The 4,955-nt window shown below is 67.1% G+C and carries 5 protein-coding genes and 1 pseudogene; 2 read left to right on the plus strand and 4 right to left on the minus strand.

The window, feature by feature from the left end; all coding sequences use genetic code 11:
• Positions 1-347: pseudogene (locus ENN83_RS03115) on the minus strand (sulfite exporter TauE/SafE family protein); the annotation flags it as partial.
• Positions 348-602: 255 nt separating this feature from the next.
• On the opposite strand from ENN83_RS03115, the gene ENN83_RS03120 reads away from it, so the two are divergent.
• A complete protein-coding gene (locus tag ENN83_RS03120; protein WP_287183991.1) occupies positions 603-2,288 on the plus strand; it encodes an acyl-CoA dehydrogenase family protein in 1,686 nt (561 codons plus the stop codon).
• Between the two features lie 58 nt (positions 2,289-2,346).
• On the opposite strand, the gene recO is transcribed toward ENN83_RS03120, so the two are convergent.
• Both recO and ENN83_RS03130 read right to left on the minus strand, forming a co-directional pair.
• Positions 2,347-3,072 (minus strand): DNA repair protein RecO, encoded by a 726-nt coding sequence (recO, locus tag ENN83_RS03125; RefSeq protein ID WP_287184002.1) that lies wholly within the window; start codon positions 3,070-3,072, stop codon positions 2,347-2,349.
• 58 nt (positions 3,073-3,130) lie between these two features.
• The gene (locus ENN83_RS03130) at positions 3,131-3,463 is read right to left on the minus strand and encodes a DUF1491 family protein (protein ID WP_287183994.1); all 333 of its coding nucleotides are present in this window, start codon (positions 3,461-3,463) and stop codon (positions 3,131-3,133) included.
• 69 nt (positions 3,464-3,532) lie between these two features.
• On the opposite strand from ENN83_RS03130, the gene ENN83_RS03135 reads away from it, so the two are divergent.
• On the plus strand, positions 3,533-3,766 hold the full coding sequence (locus ENN83_RS03135) for a hypothetical protein (RefSeq protein ID WP_287183997.1): 234 nt from the start codon (positions 3,533-3,535) through the stop codon (positions 3,764-3,766).
• On the opposite strand, the gene era is transcribed toward ENN83_RS03135, so the two are convergent.
• On the minus strand, positions 3,727-4,635 hold the full coding sequence (gene era, locus ENN83_RS03140) for a GTPase Era (protein ID WP_287184000.1): 909 nt from the start codon (positions 4,633-4,635) through the stop codon (positions 3,727-3,729). The two genes, ENN83_RS03135 and era, sit on opposite strands and share 40 nt — an antisense overlap.
• Between the last annotated feature and the right edge of the window lie 320 nt (positions 4,636-4,955).

The following is a 4,955-nucleotide window of genomic DNA, read 5'->3' on the forward strand; positions in this document are numbered from 1 at the left end:
CTGATCCCGGTCCCGCCGTGGAACCAAAAGGCCCGCGCCCGGTGGCGAGCGGGCAGGATCAGCTGCCGGGCAAGCAACTGCGAGATCGTGAAGGCCGCAATCGGCACGCCCAGCAGCAGAAGCGTCGCCCGGCCGGGGATCACGTTGACCAGGGGCGCGCTGGCCGCGATCGCAAGCACCACGCAGCCGATCAGCAGCCGGTATTGCACGACCGACACCCATGCCGGCCGCGCCCCCTGCCGGAACGCCTGCGCCACATTCGTCACGAGGGTCGAGAGGATCAGCCCCGCCAGCGCCCGCTCGGTAGACAAAAAGCTCGACAGCCTCGAGATCAGGATCAGCGGCATCGCAAAGCCCACCGCCCCCTTGACCAGCCCGCAAAGAGCGCGACGCCGAAAGCGGCGGCGAAAAGAAGGGGGTCTAGACCGAAGACCATGGCATTTCCCTGCCTGTTGTCCGGCCTGTAACGTGGATCGCGGGGCGCTGCAGCGGCAAAACCCGGCAGACATTATCCTTCACCAGGACCATGGAAATTGAATTTTTGTTGCGCTGCACCTGCGAAGGCCCTATGTCACCCCAAGCCCGATTGAAGGAGACGATTCATGCCCCATGACGGACAGGACATGCCCATGTCGGACAGCGCCATCCTTGCCGATCTGACGACGCTGACCCGCGCCGCACTGGCCCCGGTCGAGGCCGTGACCGAAGCCGCGCGCGCCGCGCTGTTGCCCCGCGTCACCGAAGGCGGCCGCATCTCGGGCAGCCTGGTCGAGACGCATCAGCACGCCGCCCATGGCCTTGCCTGGCTTGCGACCTACGAACAGGCGCTGAAACAGATGCAGGGCTGGGCCGAGCGGCTGGCCGAGCAGGGCCGGTTCGGCGAGGTCGAGCAACTGATCCTTCAGATCGCCTTTGGCGAATACCTCGCCCAGATCGCCGGCGGCATCCCGATGAGCCAGGGCGAAATCGTGCGTCTGGGCGATATCGGCGTCTCGGCCGAGGATCGCCATGCCTTCCACACGCCCGAGGTGACGGCGCTGATCGAGCGCGCCAACAGCCCCGCCGCCCGCGCGCGGCTGGTCGCGCTGATGCAGGAACAGGCGGCGAATGTGACCGTGGGGGCCACCGGCCTCGACGAGGAACTGGAGATGATCCGCGAACAGTTCCGCCGCTTTGCCGTCGACCGGGTGGAACCCTTCGCCCATGAATGGCACCTCAAGGACGAGCTGATCCCGATGGAAATCATCGAGGAGATGGCCGAACTGGGCGTATTCGGGCTGACCATCCCCGAGGAATTCGGCGGTCTTGGCCTGGCCAAGGCGTCGATGTGCGTCGTCTCCGAGGAACTCTCGCGCGGATATATAGGCGTCGGCTCGCTGGGCACCCGCTCGGAAATCGCGGCCGAACTGATCCTGTGCGGCGGCACCGAGGAACAGAAGCAGCACTGGCTGCCGAAACTCGCCAGCGCCGAGATCCTGCCGACCGCGGTCTTTACCGAACCCAATACCGGCTCGGATCTTGGCTCCCTGCGCACCCGCGCGGTCAAGGTGGGCGAGGATTACGAGATCACCGGCAACAAGACCTGGATCACGCATGCCGCGCGTACCCATGTGATGACGCTGCTCGCGCGCACCGACCCGGCGACCAGCGACTATCGCGGCTTGTCGATGTTCCTGGCCGAAAAGACCCCGGGCACCGACGAAGCCCCCTTCCCGACCGAGGGCATGACCGGCGGCGAGATCGAGGTGCTGGGCTATCGCGGCATGAAGGAATACGAACTCGGCTTCGACCGCTTCAAGGTCAAGGGCGAGAACCTTCTGGGCGGGGTCGAGGGGCAGGGCTTCAAGCAGCTGATGCAGACCTTCGAATCGGCCCGCATCCAGACCGCCGCCCGCGCCATCGGCGTCGCGCAATCGGCGCTGGATGTCTCGATGCGCTATGCCCAGGACCGCAAGCAGTTCGGCAAGGCGCTGATCGCCTTCCCGCGGGTGTCCGACAAGCTGGCCATGATGGCGGTCGAGATCATGGTGGCCCGCCAGCTGACCTATTTCGCGGCCTGGGAAAAGGACCACGACCAGCGCTGCGACCTCGAGGCCGGGATGGCAAAGCTGCTGGGCGCCCGCGTGGCGTGGGCCTGTGCCGATAACGGCTTGCAGATCCATGGCGGCAACGGCTTCGCGCTGGAATACACGATCAGCCGCATCCTGTGCGACGCGCGCATCCTGAACATCTTCGAGGGGGCCGCCGAGATCCAGGCACAGGTGATCGCGCGCCGCCTGCTGGGCTGACGCCCCGCCGCCCCGAATGACCGGCCCCGGCCACAGCCCGGGGCCTTTCCTTTTCGGGCTAAACCTCCCGGCCCAGCATCCCGACCAGCCGCGCCCGGGCGCCGGGCAGGGGCTTGTCGCCCATCGCGGGCGCCAGCCATTTCTCCAGGAAATGCCCGGTCAGGCGCAGGCCTTCGGCAATCTCATGCGCCCGCACCGGCCCCTGCCCCAACAGGCAGGGCGGCAACGGCAGCAGACGATCCGCCCAGTCGCCCGCCCCCGCGGCACTGACCGCGCGGCCCGTTCTCGGCGAGACATGAACCAGATCGTCGCGATCACCCGTGACCGCGCAGCGCGTGAGATCCAGCCCGAAACCCATCTCGTCCAGCAGCGCCAGTTCCCAGCGCAGATAGGCAAGCGGCCAGGCATCGGCATGGCCAAGCAGGTCCAGCAACGTCACCGAGCGGGCGTAAAGCCCGGGATGCGGCGCGCGTTCGGGCAGGGCAAAGGACAACAGCGCCGTGATCGCGTTCAGCCCCGCCAGCGCGCGCGCATCCCCCATCACATGCGCCGCACGGCTGCGGACCGGCTCGACGGTGAAGGCGCCGATATGATCCTCAAGCCGCGCCTTCCAGGTCACGGACAGTTGCGTGCCGGGCTGCAACACGGGCGACAGCCGCCGCCCCGCGCCGCCGCGTACCACGCCCAGATGGCGGCCATGCCGGGCGGTGAACAGCTCGACGATGGCTGCGCTTTCGCCATGGGGCCGCACCCCCAGCACCGCGCCCTCGTCCTGCCACTCGATCATCCGCGCGCGCCCTTGCCCCTTCTTCTTGGAAAAAATACCCAAATCCTGCGGCCCGTCACGAAAAACCCGGCTCGTCCAGCAAATGCCGGCCGTCCCGATCCTCGACCTCGATCACCCACAGATCGGGATCAATCCCGCGCTGGCGGGCCACGGCTGCGTCCACCGCGCGTTCGTCGCCCTCGGCCAGCACGACCCAGACCCGGTCGCCGCTCGACAGATCGAAGGACCGCTGAAACACCCGCGCCTTGCCGTCCAGCGTGTTCAGCTTGACCAGAACCGCGCCTGCCGTGTCGTCGCCATGGGCCACGACAAAGGCCGGGATGCCCGCCAGCCGCAGCCGGGCCAGATAGGCATGCACCCAGAACTCGGCACTCAGGCGGGGCGACATGCTGGCCTCTGGCCCCTGCCGCCACGCACGCTAGTTTGACGCCGACACGCCCTCAGACGAAAGCCCCCCATGCTGGTCCTGCCGCGCTTCTCGAAACCGATCATCGCCGCCGCCATCGTGCTTGACATCATGGTGTTCGCCATGGGCCTGCGCGCCCTTCCGCTGGTGGTGCTGATGCTGCTGGCCAATCTGGCGGTCTGCCTCGTGATCTACTGGGCGATCCTTGGCCATTACTTCACCCCCAAACCGGCGCCGGACGCGGATCAGTCGCCGTCGCGGAAATCGAGCCCCATTTCCGAGTAACGCTCTGCCTCGTCCAGCCAGCCGGGGCGCACCTTGACGGTCAGGAACAGGTGCACCGGGCGGCCGATGAACTCGGCAATCTCGGCGCGGGCGGCCTGGCTGACGGATTTGATCGTCTCGCCCTTGTGGCCCAGCACGATGCCCTTGTGCCCGTCGCGGGCGACATAGACGATCTGGTCGATCCGGGTCGAGCCGTCCTTGCGATCCTCCCAGGCCTCGGTCTCGACGGTCAACTCGTAAGGCAGTTCCTGATGCAGCCGCAGCGTCAGCTTTTCGCGCGTCATCTCGGCCGCGATCATCCGCATCGGCAGATCGGCGATCTGGTCCTCGGGGTAAAGCCACGGACCTTCGGGCAGGGTTTCGGCCAGCCATTCGCGCAAATCGTCCACGCCATGCCCCCGCTCGGCCGAGATCATGAAGCTGCGCGCAAAGGGATAGGCTTCGTTCAGGTCGGCCGACAGCGCCAGCAGCGCCTCGGCCTTGACCCGGTCGATCTTGTTGATGGCCAGCGCGACTGTCCGCCCCTCGGCCACCCGCTCGCGCAACGTTTCGATTATCGCGTCAACGCCCGCCGTTCGGCCGCGATGCGCCTCGACCAGAAGCACCACGATATCGGCATCCGCAGCCCCGCCCCAGGCGGCGGCCACCATGGCGCGGTCCAGCCTGCGGCGCGGCCGGAACAGACCCGGCGTATCGACAAAGACGATCTGCGCCTCGCCCTCGATCGCCACGCCGCGGATGCGGGCGCGGGTGGTCTGAACCTTGTGGGTCACGATCGAGACCTTCGCCCCCACCATCCGGTTCAGAAGCGTGGACTTGCCCGCATTGGGCTCTCCGATCAGGGCAACGAAACCCGCGCGCTGGGTCATGGGATCCTCTTGAATGTTCCGGTCGCCATAGCGTGTTTCCGCCAGACCGACCATAGGCTTCGCTCGCCGCGCGCGACAGGCGTCGGCGGGTGGGCGTTCTTTCGCAGCACAGGACCACGCATCGCAGAACGGCCGGGAGCATAGAACGTCCCGCGTCGCCCACCTAGGGATCGCCCTGCCCCCCGGCCCCGCGCCGTCCTAGAGTTGTTTCCGATCAAGTTGAAGCATATCCTGTGTGCCGGAGATAGCGCGCACATTCCTTCGGGGTGAAGGCGGTCAGGGCGGAAGCGATGGCGCTGCAGAGGCTGTCAGCGCATCTC

Origin of the sequence: Rhodovulum sp. (assembly GCF_011048875.1) — a bacterium.
Classification (GTDB): domain Bacteria; phylum Pseudomonadota; class Alphaproteobacteria; order Rhodobacterales; family Rhodobacteraceae; genus Rhodovulum; species Rhodovulum tesquicola.